We start from the raw sequence: 13,820 nt of genomic DNA, 5'->3' as shown, positions 1-13,820 counted from the left end.
AAACTCCAAGTGTAGAGGGTTTAAACATATTCAGATGCGGCATGTGCTGAAGCCCATGCCCATTGAAAATTAAATCCACCGAGATGCCCAGTGACATCCAGAATTTCACCAATAAAAAACAAACCTTTTTGCTTTTTACTTTCCATGGTTTTGGAAGAAACCTCAGTAGTATCCACTCCACCTAAAGTGACCTCAGCTGTTCGATAGCCCTCTGTACCGGAAGGTTTAACTTCGAATTGATGTAATTGCTTGGCGATATGTTCAAGCTTTTCATCGCTTAATTGTCCAATTGCTGTTTCTGCCCATGTTGACCAAATCAGATTTTGTAATTCAAGCACTACACTTTTAGGTAAATGTTCAGTCAATAAAGTTCTCAGCAAAACTTTAGCTTGAGTTTGTTTTTTTGCCTTGAAAAAATCAAATAATTCGAGACTCGGTAGAAAATCGATATTAAAGGTTTGTCCTGCATTCCAGTAATTGGACAGTTGTAACGAACTTGGACCACTTAAACCACGGTGGGTAAACAGCAGGGCTTCAGTAAAACTGTTGAGATCGTTGGATAGTGTTGCTTCGACTGCGTTACCACTTAGGCGTGTTGTCACTTCTTTAAATTGATCGGAGAAAGTAAAAGGAACCAAGCCTGCTCGTGTTGGGAAGATGTGGTGACCAAACTGTTTGGCAATTTCATAGCCAATCCCTGACCCACCTAAAGTGGGTATGGATAAACCACCCGAAGCAACCACAACGGATTGCGCTTGAAAATAGCCGAGACTCGTTGCAACCTGAAAATGATCCTCTGCGCTACATGTAATGCCTTTGACTTCGCAACTGGTTTTGATGTCGACCAGATGGGTTTTTTCACATTCATTGAGCAGCATGGCTAAAATTTCTTTGGCACCATTCAGGGTAAACAGCTGCCCATGTTTACGTTCTTCATAGTCGATACCGTATTCACAAACCATACCAATAAAATCCCAATTGGTATAACGTGTAAGGGCTGAGATAACAAAATGAGGATTATGTGAAATAAAATGATCAGGCTCAACATAGAGGTTGGTGAAATTACACTTTCCACCACCGGACATGAGAATTTTCTTACCCACTTTGTTGGCTTTCTCAACGACCAAAACTTTACGTCCACGTGCAGCAGCTTTGGCTGCAAGCATTAAACCTGAAGCACCTGCACCAAGGACTACAACATCGTATTGGCTCGAAGACATAACACACTCATGATAATGATCAGCAGGGGATTATAGACAAATTTAGATGAATTTTCAGAACAATTATTCAGTAAGAATGAGAGTTATTTTATCTGGTTATATGCGAGACATTATCCAACAGTTCTGTTTCTCGCTTCTGTCAAAGCCACTGAAATTATCAATATAATGATGACACATCACTTTTTTTGATTGATCGAGATTTTTTGTAATCGACCTTGTAAGCCCCCACTGTGGATCAGGAGTATGCGAGTATTTTCAGCAAAATAATGTTTAGAGATCAGATCAAAAACGCCGTAGAACATTTTGCCTGTATAAATATGTTCCAGCGGCAATTGAAATTGTTGCTCAATATTTTCAATAAAGCACAGTAATTCAGGTGTTGTCTTGGCATAACCACCGCAACAGTAGGCATCTGTGAGTGACCAATTGGTCCGCTGTGTCCACTGCTGAATATCCTGTTTAAGGAAATCACCTTTTAGTGCCGAGAAGCCAAGAATATGTTGTTTAGGCGCGCTGCTTTCAATAATGCCTGCAATTGTTCCACCTGTCCCTACAGCACAACAGATTACATCATACTGAGTATAATCATGAGGATTTAAAATTTCTTGACAGCCTTGTATCGCCAAGCCATTCGTACCGCCTTCAGGAATTATATAACTATCGGGATACTCTACTTGGAGTTGCTGATTAAACTCAGGATCTTGCTTTAGCTTATAATTTTCACGTGAAACAAATTTTAAATCCATGCCCATTTGTTGGGCAAGCTTGAGGGTGGGGTTATACGTTTTATTGGCTAATTCCTCTCCACGAATAATTCCCATGCTTTCAAAGCCGAAGAATTGTGCTGCATACGCTGTTGCAGCAATATGATTGGAATATGCGCCACCAAAAGTCAGAATTTTTTTAAAGCCAAGACGCTGAGCTTCTATAAAATTATATTTAAGTTTAAAAAATTTATTGCCTGAAATGTTTGGATGAATTTGGTCAAGACGCCTAACCGTGAGTTGCACAGAATAATCTAAATCTAAGTGCTGATCAGAAATTGTTTGGGCAATGGGATCAAACATCGTCATCTTGAGCAAATCTTTCGTAAAGGGAAATGTATTTACAGGTTAGTTTACTCAAATCTGTCAAGGAATAAAGATTTGAGTAAACATACTCTGCGAAACGCCATTCGGTCGCCAGCATCAACTAGGATTGTGTATCGACAGAAGTCACTACAGACATTCCTGGTCGTAAGAACTCTAAACCTTTTTGATTTGGATCAATTGCAATCCGCACTGAAATGCGCTGCACAACTTTGGTGAAGTTTCCTGTAGTGTTGTCTGGTTTCAATACGCTAAATTCAGCACCGGCAGCCGGTGAAATTTGTTCAACGTGTCCAGTAAATTTTTGATGCTTCATTGCATCCACAGTAAAGCTTGCTTTCTGTCCAATACGCATATCCGCGATTTGAGTTTCTTTAAAGTTGGCAATCACCCAGGTCTGTTGTGGAATCAGATACATCAACTGTGTTCCTGCTGAAACATATTGTCCAACACGCGGTGTTACTTCTCCAAGTTGTCCATCCATCGGTGCTGAAATAATACTGTAGTCTTTAGTGGTCACTGCCTGGTCAAATTGTGCTTTGGCATTGGTGACTTGTGCTTTAAGTCCAGATTCAGCAACTTGTGCTGTTTTCAAGGCCTCTTGAGCGACTAAAACGTTTGCCTCAGCCTGCTTTAATAATGCCAAATTATTTTTTACATCTGCTGCGGCTTTGTCTTGTTCGGTTTTAGAGGTCGCACCACTGTTGCCCAGTTGTTGATAACGACGAAGTTGTGCTGTAGATAACTCATAGCTTGCTCTGGCTTGTTCAACTTTGGCCTGTGCTGCGACGATATCCGCTTTGCGCTGTTCAATGGCTTGGCTTTGATTGGCTAAAGTCGTGTTGGCCTGGTCAACACCCGCTTCAGCCTGAGTAACTTTCTGATCATAGGTGGTGGTATCAATATGCATTAACGGCTGACCTTTTTTGACATGATCAAAATCGGTGACTAGGACATCTTTGATATAACCATTAATTTGCGAAGATAGAACAGTGGTTTTACCTTTGATATAGCTGTTGTCGGTTGACTCTACTGCACTGTCAAACGGACCAATTTTCCAAGCACGCATAATCACCGCAATCCCCACCAGCAATACCAAAAACATAATCAACAATGTTCTTTTGGCTGTAGGAATTAATTTACTTGATGGCGGTGGCGTTACAGTTGCTCCTGATGTCTGCTGTGCAGGTGCAGGTGCAGGTGCAGGCGTTGCCGTTTCAGTTGGTTTTTGATCTTGTGACATAAGAATTCTCAAATATTTTTAATGCATAGAATGACGTCATGGGTATTTAATCGATAAAAAATCATGAGCGTTGTCTAGCTGCTATTGAGGGCCAGTTGCTGTTTTTTGAGTTGGTAACGTGACCATGTAATATTTAAACTACTCCAAATCAGCAGTAAAATGGCGAATATTCCATTTAATGCAATCACATCGTTGTATGCGCGTACCTGAGCTTCACGTGTCACAATCTGATTAAGATTACGATAAGCTTGATTCTGTTCCAAAGTATTATCAATTGTATATTTATTGGCTGCTTGTTGATATAAGGCGAGGCGCTGTACAACAAGCGGGTCTGTTGGAGATAAATCGCTGACTATTTCTGCTCGGTAATTTTGGGTACGCAATTGTTGATAGGTTGAAAAAAATGAATTTCCAATTAAACCGCCAAAACTTTGTGTAGCCGAGAACAGCACCACAAAAGTAACCATATGCGTTGGACCTTTTTGTAAGACACTGATAAAACCCGTCAATAATAAAGGACCAATAAACATACCGCTGGCAAAACCCACAATAAACTGACTGCGATAGAAGTTTTCTGGACGTACATCACTGGTGAGGTGATAATCCAAAGCACAAGCGATCAGAACCAAAATCACTGCACCAACCAGATGCCATGAAATTCGCTCACGTTTAAAGGTCAGTGCGCTAAAAACTGTACCCGACGCAATGCCTAAAAAAATCACACTATAAAGTGTAACGAACTGATCTGGACCCATGCCCATGGTCTTTAAGAAATTTACCGCTGCATAACTTTGCTCTGACATCAGCAAACGAATTGCCAAAGCACCAAACACGAATTTTAGTGTGCTCGCTGAACCCAGCCAACGGGTAATAATCAATGGATTAACCCGGTAATGTTCATAGGTCAAGCCAATCATGATTAAGCTAAATCCTGCAATGAGGGCATATCCCAACCACTTGACTTCAAACCACCAAAGAATAGGACCTTGGCTAAGTACGATACAGAGTAAGGCAAATCCCGGAGCTAATAAGGCAAAGGTCAAGAAATCTTGCTTTTCAAATACTTCAATTCTTAAACTGCGGGGTAACTTTAAAGACACCACCATTGCCAAACAACAGATCGCTAAACCCAGTTCAAAGGTATATAACACCACCCAGTCATTCACATCGACCAGTGAAGGAGAAATGATCCAAGCCAGCGGAATTCCCAACTGTTGGAAGCCCAGCGCAAGATAAATTCCACGACCAAAATTTTCTCGTCGAAAGGCTTGCATAATGTAGTACATACCCAGTGAACTGAGCGGTGCTGCAACGAGACCACTGATGACACGGACAAACAGTGCCATTTCAAAAGTATGAACAAAAATGTGTAAAACCAAAACACAGATGAACAAAATCAACCCGATTTCTGAAAAAAGCCGAAGACCATATTGTTGTCTTGCTTTAAATAAAATCATGTTGGAGCTGATGTTTGCCATCACATAAGCAGCAGGAATCCATGCAGCTTCAGATGGCGTGAGTGAATATTCACCTTGGATCAAGGGGAGGTTTGCAGTAATAAATCCATTACTTAAACTTCCTGAAATTGCCACAAATAACCCAATAAAAAAGTAAATCAGTTTCTTATAAGTTGGATGTGCAATAACTGCAGGAGATCCAGGCAAGGTTGGACGTTCTTCAGGCGTCCAATCGGGTGCCGGTTCAAGTATACGTGGTGATTTATCCATAACTGTCCCAATTACGCCTTGATACCATCAATCAGCAAATCTACAGCTCTTGTGGCAAGTTGAACTTGTTCTTCATCCGTCAGACCTTGAAATGAAGCACGCAAAATTCCGGTAATCAGTGCATAGTCTTTGGGGGTGAGATCTGGGCGGCAAATTTGATGTGTAATGGCTTGGTCAATCAACGGTTGTAAAATCGCATCTCGCCGTTGGTAGATATCCACCATGACAGGGTCGTTACGATCTATCACACGCCAATATTCCATTAATGCAGTCAGATAGGGCAAATTTTCAACATGATTTCGAATCAGGCGAATCAAACCATCGGGGTATTGGGAAAAACTTTTTGCCCGTTCATCTAAACGAGTCAAAGCTTGTTCCATTAACGCAATCACCAATTCTCGACGATCTTGAAAATTACGATAAAAAGTGGCTCTGCCTACTCCTGCCTGATCAATCACGAGTTGTAAAGGCGCACGAATCCCTTGTTTACGGAAAATAGTAAGGGCGGCATCGAGTAAATCTTCACGATTTTGTGCTGCCAGTTGTTGGCGTTTTCGCATAGCTTGAGAGGGTGTTAATTTTATAGTGATATTTAACGGACATTTTTGTCCGTTGTAAATCATTATCTGTGTGATTTTTTGTAAAGTGAGCGGTTATCAAAGATGGGATTGGTTAGAATATCTTTGTGATAGAAATCATAAATATCCTAAATCCAGTTTTTGATTTATTCAGTTTATAAAATAAAACAATACGTGTGCTGTCATTGTGAAAAATTCTAAATTAATATTCATCATGGGCTGTATCAGTTTCGCGGCTTTGAATGGCTGTGTACCATCTGAAAAAAATGCAGAACATTCATCATCTTCAAAAAAAGCATCAGAGCAACAAATCGAACAGCAGTTCAAGCTGTGGAAGGCTCAACAAGACCCCCGTTTACTAGCGGATTACTATCAATTTATGTCTCAGTATTTAAAACATCCGCCGAGCTTAATGGAACTCACCACGACTCGAAATTATATGCCTGAACGCTGCTATTCCAAACGTTTTGCCATTCCTCCTAAAGCTTATTGGAAAAACGTGGTGAGTAGTTTGCAACTGGTGGAAAAGTTAAATCGCAATGGATATTTTAAAACCTATACAATCTCAGCGATCTATCGTGCACCTGAACTAAATCACTGTGTCGGTGGTGCTGGGAAAAGCAAGCATTTAAATAATTATGCTGTAGATTTTCACATCTTGTCTCCTAAAGAAACAATTGAAAGTGATCGCGAAATGTTGGTTAAAAAAATGTGCCATTTTTGGAAAGTGGAAGGCAAAAACTATAAAATGGGATTAGGGGTATATGGGAATAACCGTTACCATATTGATACCCAAGGCTTTCGAACCTGGGGGAAAGACCACAAGTCGAAAAGTTCACCATGTTTAAAAAGTGAGTGATCGGATTTTAAAAATCAAGCATGATCAACGGGTTATATTTTGAAAAATGCTTAGATGCCGGAAAATTTTTATGTTGAAAAAAATAAAGAAGAGTTTGTTTGTAATCAGTATTTTAACCAGTGGTTCGATTTTTGCACAGAGTAATGCCGCTGTCGAAGTGGATACTGAACAGGATCAGATATTGGGACATGCAGGAAAGGTAAAAATTAAAGTAGAATCATGTGCTAAGAATCGTTATACCTGTGATTATGTACTGTATGACGCGAAAGGGAAGCGTCAGGTATTGCTTGAACAATGGAGTAAAACTGCACATGTTTATCAGTTCAATCCATACTTGATGGGTTTTCTGATGGGGGCTACAGGGGGTGACCATAATCTCATGGTGGTAAATGATAAAAACCAGCAAAAAGATTATGGCAGTTTTCTTGCCATGAATGGTTCACAGAGCTGTTTCGTCACCTATGAATCAAATTTAAAGAATATGCCAAATTCATTGGTTTTTTATAGTGTTCCTGATTTTCGAGTTCGTTTAGTGCTCAATAATAAAGTGCCTCAATTCAAACAGTTCAGCTATCCGAGTACTGCAAATTTTAATGATAACGGTGATTTCTCATTTAACTATAATATTAAGATCGGAAACGAGATGGGAGTACAGGATGTTATCATTCAAAGCCCTTGTCAGTCTGATTATCGGGTTATCATGAGTTAATATTGATAAAATAAAGTTATTTATTTAATCAAAATACATCATTTTTATTTTTTAATTGAGTTGTCTATTGTAGTTCTATTCAACAAGAAGGACACTGCAATGACCACTCAACAGCAAGTTAATCAGACACAATATCAAAATAAATCAGAAGCATACTTAAATAGTAAAGTACATGCTCAAGGCATTGAGTTTAAAAAAATGCAAAATTTAATCCAACAGCATCAATTCAAGCAAGTTTTGGACCTAGGCTGTGGTGGTGGGCATGTCACTTATCAGATTGCAGCATTCACTGAGCAAGTGATTGCCTATGATATTACGCCTGAAATGGTCAATCTTGTGACCACGCAATCTCAACAAAAGGGATTTGATCATGTCATAGGGCAGGTGGGTGCAGCAGAGCAATTGGATTTTCCTGCTGAGCATTTCGATTGTGTGATCAGTCGTTATTCTGCACATCATTGGCAAAATATCACGCAGGCACTCCATGAAATTTACCGGGTATTGCGTGTGAATGGCAAAGTGATCATGTTTGATATTATTGGTAACGCCAATCCTATTTTAGATACCTTTATTCAAACCATTGAAACGATCCGTGATCCCAGCCATGTTCGAAACTATAATTTGTCAGAATGGATGGCTTTTGTTGAACAGGCAGGCTTTAAAATCGAAATCATTGAGAAACAAAGTTTAGTGTTAAATTTTCAGAGTTGGGTAGAGCGGATGCAAACACCTGAAGAGGGCATCCATACGATCCGTTATTTGCAATCCAAAATATCCGATCAAGTACGCTCATATTATCAAATTCAGGAAGATGGCACATTCACCAGTGAAACGGTATATTTGGTATTGAGTAAAATTTGATGAATAAATCATGTTAAAAATAACAACCAATCGATCTTTTGTCATGATATTGATCCTGATGCTTTTTACAGTGAATAGCGATGCTGAACCAATCCATCATACTGTGGCAAACATTGGGCAGTTTTCTGTTGTTCAGGAAACATGCGATGAGGATACGAATAAGCATTGTGATTTTGTGCTATATGAAGGTGACCGTTACAGACTACCTTTGGTGGTGGATTGGGAGCGAGGTTTGAATCTTGAACATCAGACCAGCGATTTTTTGCATTTAAGTTATGGCTATACTTTTAATCTTCATCATAGCCTGTTTATTTCAAAAGATGGTCTGGTTCAAGCCTTGGATGATGTTGTTGCGGTAGATAAAAAGACGGGGTGTATCGCCCGCTTTGAATTTAGAGATACGCCTGCAATAGTTTTTCAGAAAATGTTTGGCTCGAAAACCCATAGTAAAATACAACTAAAACCAAATGAATATCCGCAAGCCGAATCTGTATGGGTGGATGCTTCGCAGTACTTTAGTGATATGAAATTTGATGAAAGAGGGCGGTTTAATTATCGTTATTCCAATAAAAATGCTGAAGATATAAGTGCCTATCTGAATCAACCTTGTAAAGAATAAAGTGCTTAAAGCATTAGAAAACATTTGAAATAAAAAAAAGCTGTTTTTTTAGACAGAACTGTTATGCTCAAAAGATAAATAAAACAAAAAGTAGAGGAGATGCTATGAAAAAGCTATCCGTGGGTTTGAGTGTAATATTGGTGGCGTTTTTAGTTGGATGCGAAAAAAAGCCTCCCACACCGACCAAGACTGAAGTTCGTTCCATTCATATTGCAGGAATGCCTGTATATGAAAAAGATTACCGTTTAACTGCTCGTGATACATCCAGTGAACTACAACCATAAGTTTTGATGCAAGAATTTTCAGCCCGTATACCAAAGTTGATATACGGGCTGAATTAAACCGGCTTAATGAAAGACGGTTTCTAATGCCTTTAAGCCGACTTTTGGATCAAGTAGACCATTATAGATATCAGGGATTTCACGTTCTACACCAAAAAACTCATAAATTGCAATCATGGCGCCACGAACTGAATATTCAACAGTGAATACAACATCATCCTCAATTTCAACGAATTGCCCTAGGAATGCAAAGTTTTTAGCGCCGTGAGGAATCACTTGAGGGCGATCTCCAGGCTTACGACAAGCAAATAAGGCCGATGCATAAGGCATCATTGCTGTTGTCACTGTGGTATGAGCCAATACATGTTCGAGAATATCGTTAAAGCCAAGTTGTTGGATCAATTCAGTGAGGATTTCATTGCCTGTGGCTTGGGACATTGGTTTTTTGATGTAATCTCCATTTTGATCAATTTGAAAACCATAACCCCAAAGTGTAAATGTGCCTTCAGGTAAATCAGCAAAATGAGGTTGGGCTGGTACAACAATAGATAAATGCCAACCAGACTCAAACCAAGTCATCAATGCACCAGTGCCTGGTTGATTACCGGTATATTCAATAATGCGATTTAACAGTACATCATCATGCATAGTCAGCGTGAAAGATTCCCATTTATGCTCGTCGATGTTGCCATAAAAGGTCATTGGGCGACCAAAATCAGGCGCTTTTTTTGCCAAAGTTTCCCACAACGTCCAGCCATGATCTTGACGATCGCGAATGAGTGCCGGTACATCATCATTGCCACCATAACGGGAGTCTGCTGTAATCGAACCTAAAGTAAATATCGCCAGATCATGGTCTTTGAGATCAATTTGCTCGGTACCTTCCGGAAGGTTGACATATAGGCGCGTTGCTCGTCGTTCTGAGGTGTTATCATCTGTTTGGAAATCAGCCTCAGTCACATAATGCCCAAAGCGAACATCGACACCTTGCTCTACCAACCAGCGCTGTAACGGTAAAATCATTGAGTCATATTGGTTGTATTTGGTTCTTTTTACCCCTGCAAGTGTGTGAATACGAGGGAGTTCTTGAATAAAGCGTAAAAAATAGCGGCGCAGTTCTGCTGCACTATGCCATTTTTGGAAAGCGAATGTAGTACGCCACATACGCCAGAAATTTGTTTCAAAGAATGTTTCATCAAAAAATTCATCTATACGACGACTTCCAATTTTTTCTTCTTTTGATGCCAATAAACGTAACATTTGTGCACGATGTAATGTATTTAAACCCAGTTTGGATGCATCGGATATCACATGTTGTGCATTGATCAACCGCGCTTGGGCATGAGTTTTAACCTGTTCATTAAATTCACGACACTCTTCACGAACAGAAATATCAGGATTTTCTAAAGCGGGAATACTGGAAAACAAATCCCATAAACACAAATAGGTTTCATCAGTCAGCATACGTCCACCACGCGTGACCCATGCTTGAGAGGTATTGGGGGTGTGGGCACCATCCATAGATCCACCAGATACATCCAGTTCTTCCAGAATATGAATATTTTCAGCAGGAACCTTGGCATCGCGGATCGCAAATGCAGCAGCAGCCATACCTGCGATTCCACCGCCAACAATCCAAAGATGTGCTTGTTTAGCATCTAAATGATTAGGTTTATAGTTGTTCATTTTTACCCCTGAATGTGAAATTTTGATGATGTATAAATTAAAACCATAGTTTTATTATGGGTTTTTATATCTTAAAAAAGAGTGAAAAGGGAAGTTATTTTTTGTGATTAAAATCTTCAGTCTTATGGTTTTTCAGGATGTCTCAATACGATCTATTAATTTTTTGATATGATTCAAGTTATTGAAAAATAATTTTTTATTGAGTTTTTGCTCTAAATTTAGTCGAAGCTATTGTATTTGAGAATAATTCACAACTGTATAGAAGTGTATAGATGAAATCGCTATCGTTTTGAACTATAGAAAAACTTCATAATGAAATAATCATTTTTTTTGTATCTTCAAAAAACCCTTGTAGCTTAAAATAAGCTTTCTTTAAATACTTTTTGTGACGAGGTAACACTTGGAATCGTTATTGATTTTAGGCTCTATTGCGCTAGCATTGATGTTGGGTGCAATCAGTCCTGGTCCTACATTTGTGTATGTCGCTAAAAATTCAATTGCGATTTCTCGTAAGCACGGGTTATTTACAGCACTGGGAACTGGAACAGGTGCTGCACTGTTTGGTCTTCTAGCTGTCATGGGCTTACAGGCGATTTTATTGGCTGTACCCTCTGCATATATCATGTTAAAAATTTGTGGCGGACTATATTTACTTTGGCTGGCTTATAAAATTATTAAACATGCCAAAGACCCAATTGAACAGGCAGGTGGTTCTGCATTGGGTATGAGTTATCAACACGCTTATCGTCTGGGATTAATCACACAGTTGAGTAACCCTAAAATCGCCATTATTTTGGCGAGTATTTTTACTGCACTTTTACCCAAAGAAATTCCAACTTATTATTATTTTGTTTTACCCATTTTGTGTTTTTTTATCGATGTCGGCTGGTATTCCTTAGTTGCGGTTGCATTGTCTGCAGAAAAGCCGCGCCGTGTATATTTAAAATTTAAAAAACTATTTGATCGAGTGGCGGGCGGTGTAATGACTGTACTGGGTCTGAAGTTAATTTTTGGACTGAAATAATCAAGTGATTGTTCCATGAAAATTAAGTATTTAACTCAAGCATGATTATTTTGTGAATTAAATTAATTATTTAAAACGCTGTTTGCTTGTTATAATCGGCTTGCAAATTATAAGGGCTTAGACCGTAGAGAGATGTAACCTTGAAAAAAATATTACTTATTGCTGCCTTGAATGCGGTAGCGTTGACTGCTTGTTCGACGACTGAAACCTCTAAAACGATTCAGGCACCACAAGTGACTGCTGCAACGACAACAATTAAATATGCTGGAGTTAAAACGCCTATTTCAATTGGTAAATTTGATAATCGCTCAAGCTATATGCGTGGCATTTTTTCTGACAATGTTGACCGTTTGGGTGGACAGGCAAAAACCATTTTAGAGACGCATTTACAGCAAACAGGATACTTCTCTGTATTGAATAGAGAGAATCTCTCTGAATTAAAGCAAGAAGCTGGATTTAGTCAGTCTTCTCAAGCGATTAAAGGTGCACGTTTCGTACTGACTGGAGATGTTTCAGAGTTCGGTCGTAAAGAAGTAGGTGATCATCAATTATTTGGTTTACTTGGTCGTGGCAAGACACAGATTGCGTATGCAAAAGTCAATATCAATGTGGTGGATGTAAAAACTGCTGAAGTTGTACATTCTGTGCAGGGGGCAGGTGAATATGCGCTTAGTGAACGGGAAGTTTTAGGTTTTGGATCAACAGCATCATATGACTCAACACTCAATGGCAAGGTTTTAGATTTGGCTGTTCGTGAAGCGGTCAATAATCTTGTGAGTGATATTCAAACCAATAAGTGGTCAACACAATAGGTTTGAATCAACCCATGAAAATTGTTTTATTCTTGATCAGTTGTTTGGCAACCTTCAGTTTAGTCGGTTGTGCTTCATCTGGACCAAAGCCTTTATACCGTTGGGGAGAATTTCCTCAACAAACCTACCTGATGTTGAGTACTCCTGAAAAGACATCACCGCAGCAACAAATTTCGCTGCTTGAAAAAGATATTGAAAAAGCAAAAGCCAGAAACGAAGCAGTACCGCCTGGTTTATATGCACATTTGGGATTATTAAACTTGAATATCAATAATGCGCCTCGTGCAGTTGAATATTTTGAATTGGAGCGTCAAGTTTATCCTGAGTCTACAGTATTGATGGATCGTTTACTTCAGAAAATGACCACTCGATCTGCTGAGGTTAAAACGCCATGAAGAAAATGAGGCAATTGCTGACTTTAAGCTGTTTCGGAATGCTTTTTACTGGCTGCGCTGTAGCCCCAAAAGCCCATCGAGATTTGGCTGCATATCATGCGCATCAACCCAAGTCGATTTTGGTACTGCCACCAATTAATAATTCACCTGATACGCGTGCGACTTATGGATACTGGTCAACAGTGACACTTCCAGTTGCTGAGGCAGGTTATTATGTGTTTCCGATTTCTGTGGTGGATACCATGTTTAAAGAGAATGGGATCACCAATGGGTTTGATGCACAAGCTGTAGCTCCCCAGAAGTTAAAAGAGATTTTTGGGGCAGATGCTGCACTGTATATTAAAGTCAACGAATATGGCTCTAAATATCAGGTGATTCAATCTGTTTCTACAGTTGCTGTAGAAGCAAAGCTGGTGGACCTCGCATCTGGAACGCTACTTTGGCAAGGTGGGGAACGGCTTCAACAATCCAATGATAATAGCAACGCAGGTTTACTGGGGGCTTTAGTAGGTGCTGTGGTGGATCAGATTTCTAATCACTTGTCTGATAAAGCTTACGCCTTATCCGGTGTGGTGAGTTCGCAGTTGTATTCACCTAATTTAAACCAGCAAAAAGGCTTGCTGTACGGACCAAGATCGCCAAACTTTACTCAAAATACAGTAAAACCTTAACGATTTATTTGACCGCAATTGATAGAGTCTGTTGATGATTCGTCTAT

General features: G+C 39.5%; 15 protein-coding genes. 9 read left to right on the top strand and 6 right to left on the bottom strand.

What is annotated here, in order from left to right; all coding sequences use genetic code 11:
- Positions 1 to 20: 20 nt before the first annotated feature.
- The 5 genes from IMO47_RS04655 to IMO47_RS04635 form a co-directional block, all read right to left on the bottom strand.
- Positions 21 to 1,220, bottom strand: coding sequence for an NAD(P)/FAD-dependent oxidoreductase (locus tag IMO47_RS04655; RefSeq protein WP_196076481.1), 1,200 nt, complete (start codon positions 1,218 to 1,220; stop codon positions 21 to 23).
- Between the two features lie 176 nt (positions 1,221 to 1,396).
- On the bottom strand, positions 1,397 to 2,287 hold the full coding sequence (locus IMO47_RS04650; RefSeq protein WP_196076525.1) for a pyridoxal-phosphate dependent enzyme: 891 nt from the start codon (positions 2,285 to 2,287) through the stop codon (positions 1,397 to 1,399).
- A 124-nt stretch (positions 2,288 to 2,411) separates the two neighbouring features.
- A complete protein-coding gene (locus IMO47_RS04645) occupies positions 2,412 to 3,551 on the bottom strand; it encodes an HlyD family secretion protein (RefSeq protein ID WP_196076480.1) in 1,140 nt (379 codons plus the stop codon).
- Positions 3,552 to 3,625: 74 nt separating this feature from the next.
- Positions 3,626 to 5,278 carry an MFS transporter gene (locus IMO47_RS04640; protein ID WP_196076479.1) on the bottom strand — a complete coding sequence of 551 codons (1,653 nt, stop codon included), beginning with the start codon at positions 5,276 to 5,278 and terminating at the stop codon, positions 3,626 to 3,628.
- An 11-nt stretch (positions 5,279 to 5,289) separates the two neighbouring features.
- Positions 5,290 to 5,838, bottom strand: a complete 549-nt coding sequence (locus IMO47_RS04635) for a TetR/AcrR family transcriptional regulator (protein WP_196076478.1) — start codon at positions 5,836 to 5,838, stop codon at positions 5,290 to 5,292.
- A gap of 232 nt (positions 5,839 to 6,070) precedes the next feature.
- Between IMO47_RS04635 and IMO47_RS04630 the strand changes: the two genes are divergently transcribed.
- The 5 genes from IMO47_RS04630 to IMO47_RS04610 all read left to right on the top strand — a co-directional run bounded on the left by IMO47_RS04630 (position 6,071) and on the right by IMO47_RS04610 (position 9,188).
- Complete coding sequence (locus IMO47_RS04630; RefSeq protein WP_196076524.1) at positions 6,071 to 6,715, top strand: D-Ala-D-Ala carboxypeptidase family metallohydrolase; 645 nt, start codon at positions 6,071 to 6,073, stop codon at positions 6,713 to 6,715.
- A 70-nt stretch (positions 6,716 to 6,785) separates the two neighbouring features.
- Entirely contained in the window at positions 6,786 to 7,424 is a 639-nt protein-coding gene (locus IMO47_RS04625) for a hypothetical protein (protein WP_196076477.1), read from the top strand.
- Positions 7,425 to 7,523: 99 nt separating this feature from the next.
- Positions 7,524 to 8,285 carry a class I SAM-dependent methyltransferase gene (locus IMO47_RS04620; RefSeq protein ID WP_196076476.1) on the top strand — a complete coding sequence of 254 codons (762 nt, stop codon included), beginning with the start codon at positions 7,524 to 7,526 and terminating at the stop codon, positions 8,283 to 8,285.
- A gap of 58 nt (positions 8,286 to 8,343) precedes the next feature.
- Positions 8,344 to 8,904 carry a hypothetical protein gene (locus IMO47_RS04615; RefSeq protein ID WP_196076523.1) on the top strand — a complete coding sequence of 187 codons (561 nt, stop codon included), beginning with the start codon at positions 8,344 to 8,346 and terminating at the stop codon, positions 8,902 to 8,904.
- Positions 8,905 to 9,008: 104 nt separating this feature from the next.
- Positions 9,009 to 9,188 (top strand): NF038215 family lipoprotein, encoded by a 180-nt coding sequence (locus IMO47_RS04610; RefSeq protein ID WP_196076475.1) that lies wholly within the window; start codon positions 9,009 to 9,011, stop codon positions 9,186 to 9,188.
- Positions 9,189 to 9,251: 63 nt separating this feature from the next.
- Here IMO47_RS04610 and IMO47_RS04605 read toward each other — a convergent pair whose 3' ends face one another.
- Positions 9,252 to 10,871, bottom strand: a complete 1,620-nt coding sequence (locus IMO47_RS04605) for an oleate hydratase (RefSeq protein ID WP_196076474.1) — start codon at positions 10,869 to 10,871, stop codon at positions 9,252 to 9,254.
- A 400-nt stretch (positions 10,872 to 11,271) separates the two neighbouring features.
- Between IMO47_RS04605 and IMO47_RS04600 the strand changes: the two genes are divergently transcribed.
- The 4 genes from IMO47_RS04600 to IMO47_RS04585 all read left to right on the top strand — a co-directional run bounded on the left by IMO47_RS04600 (position 11,272) and on the right by IMO47_RS04585 (position 13,773).
- The gene (locus IMO47_RS04600) at positions 11,272 to 11,895 is read left to right on the top strand and encodes a LysE family translocator (protein ID WP_196076473.1); all 624 of its coding nucleotides are present in this window, start codon (positions 11,272 to 11,274) and stop codon (positions 11,893 to 11,895) included.
- A gap of 140 nt (positions 11,896 to 12,035) precedes the next feature.
- Positions 12,036 to 12,707, top strand: coding sequence for a CsgG/HfaB family protein (locus IMO47_RS04595; RefSeq protein WP_196076472.1), 672 nt, complete (start codon positions 12,036 to 12,038; stop codon positions 12,705 to 12,707).
- Between the two features lie 14 nt (positions 12,708 to 12,721).
- Positions 12,722 to 13,102 (top strand): DUF4810 domain-containing protein, encoded by a 381-nt coding sequence (locus IMO47_RS04590; RefSeq protein ID WP_196076471.1) that lies wholly within the window; start codon positions 12,722 to 12,724, stop codon positions 13,100 to 13,102.
- On the top strand, positions 13,099 to 13,773 hold the full coding sequence (locus tag IMO47_RS04585; protein ID WP_196076470.1) for a GNA1162 family protein: 675 nt from the start codon (positions 13,099 to 13,101) through the stop codon (positions 13,771 to 13,773). Before IMO47_RS04590 ends, IMO47_RS04585 begins: the two co-directional genes overlap by 4 nt.
- The last annotated feature ends 47 nt before the right edge of the window (positions 13,774 to 13,820 follow it).

The sequence above is a fragment of the Acinetobacter sp. Res13-Abat-PEC15-P4-01 genome (assembly GCF_015676285.1).
GTDB classification, from domain to species: domain Bacteria; phylum Pseudomonadota; class Gammaproteobacteria; order Pseudomonadales; family Moraxellaceae; genus Acinetobacter; species Acinetobacter nematophilus.
The sequence above is the reverse complement of the archived record's forward strand: the minus strand, read 5'-3'. Positions and strand labels throughout refer to the sequence as shown.

Coding starts and splice junctions, on each gene's coding strand:
- IMO47_RS04655 (WP_196076481.1), bottom strand. CDS start 1,220: ATGTCTTCGAGCCAATACGATGTTGTAGTCCTTGGTGCAGGTGCTTCA.
- IMO47_RS04650 (WP_196076525.1), bottom strand. CDS start 2,287: ATGTTTGATCCCATTGCCCAAACAATTTCTGATCAGCACTTAGATTTA.
- IMO47_RS04645 (WP_196076480.1), bottom strand. CDS start 3,551: ATGTCACAAGATCAAAAACCAACTGAAACGGCAACGCCTGCACCTGCA.
- IMO47_RS04640 (WP_196076479.1), bottom strand. CDS start 5,278: ATGGATAAATCACCACGTATACTTGAACCGGCACCCGATTGGACGCCT.
- IMO47_RS04635 (WP_196076478.1), bottom strand. CDS start 5,838: ATGCGAAAACGCCAACAACTGGCAGCACAAAATCGTGAAGATTTACTC.
- IMO47_RS04630 (WP_196076524.1), top strand. CDS start 6,071: ATGGGCTGTATCAGTTTCGCGGCTTTGAATGGCTGTGTACCATCTGAA.
- IMO47_RS04625 (WP_196076477.1), top strand. CDS start 6,786: ATGTTGAAAAAAATAAAGAAGAGTTTGTTTGTAATCAGTATTTTAACC.
- IMO47_RS04620 (WP_196076476.1), top strand. CDS start 7,524: ATGACCACTCAACAGCAAGTTAATCAGACACAATATCAAAATAAATCA.
- IMO47_RS04615 (WP_196076523.1), top strand. CDS start 8,344: ATGCTTTTTACAGTGAATAGCGATGCTGAACCAATCCATCATACTGTG.
- IMO47_RS04610 (WP_196076475.1), top strand. CDS start 9,009: ATGAAAAAGCTATCCGTGGGTTTGAGTGTAATATTGGTGGCGTTTTTA.
- IMO47_RS04605 (WP_196076474.1), bottom strand. CDS start 10,871: ATGAACAACTATAAACCTAATCATTTAGATGCTAAACAAGCACATCTT.
- IMO47_RS04590 (WP_196076471.1), top strand. CDS start 12,722: ATGAAAATTGTTTTATTCTTGATCAGTTGTTTGGCAACCTTCAGTTTA.
- IMO47_RS04585 (WP_196076470.1), top strand. CDS start 13,099: ATGAAGAAAATGAGGCAATTGCTGACTTTAAGCTGTTTCGGAATGCTT.